The organism is Ciceribacter azotifigens (assembly GCF_048159625.1).
In the GTDB taxonomy this organism is placed as follows: Bacteria; Pseudomonadota; Alphaproteobacteria; order Rhizobiales; family Rhizobiaceae; genus Allorhizobium; species Allorhizobium azotifigens.
Window position 1 is genome coordinate 1 of record NZ_JBLQTA010000082.1, and the last position, 649, is coordinate 649.

At 64.3% G+C, this 649-nt stretch carries 1 protein-coding gene and 1 pseudogene; both read right to left on the bottom strand.

Going from position 1 to position 649, the window contains the following annotated elements:
• Nucleotides 1-362, bottom strand: a 362-nt coding sequence (locus ACM6UT_RS23420; protein WP_465245570.1) for an amino acid kinase family protein, incomplete at its 3' end; no start/stop codon positions are given.
• Nucleotide 363: 1 nt separating this feature from the next.
• A pseudogene (locus ACM6UT_RS23425) lies at nucleotides 364-649 on the bottom strand (ornithine carbamoyltransferase); the annotation flags it as partial.

The window sequence follows — 649 nt, forward strand, 5'->3', positions numbered from 1 at the left end:
GGCTTTTTGAAGGCGGGATCGCGCCCATCCACCACCACCTGGGTCAGGAGCGTTGCGACGGGCTGCGCGTGATCGAGCGCGTTTTCGAGCTCCTGTTCGATCATGTAGCCGATCATGCCTTCGGTTTCCGCGCCCAGAACGTCGAGCGGATAAGCCTCGTTCGGCTTGTAGGCCGCGCCCTGCAAGGCCAGCAGACCGACCTGGGGACCATTGCCGTGGGTGACGACCAGATGGTGACCGGCGTTGACCACCGCAGCCAGCGACCGGGCTGCGACCCGCACGTTTTCCCTCTGTGCCTCGGCCGTCAGCGGCTCGCCCCGTTTCAACAGGGCATTGCCGCCCAGTGCCGCGACCACGAGCATCTCAGGCTCCCAGGGTGGCGACAAGCACCGCCTTGATCGTATGCAGCCGGTTCTCGGCCTGATCGAAGACGATCGATGCCGGGCTCTCGAACACCTCCTCGGTCACTTCCATCGCATCAAGGCCGAACTCGGCCTTGATGTCGGCTCCGACGCTGGTCTCGGTATTGTGGAAGGCCGGCAGGCAATGCATGAAGCGCACGCGCGGATTGCCCGTCTTGGCCATCAGCGCGGCGTTCACCTGATAGGGCGTGAGCAGCTTGATGCGCTCGGCCCATTTTTCCTTCGCC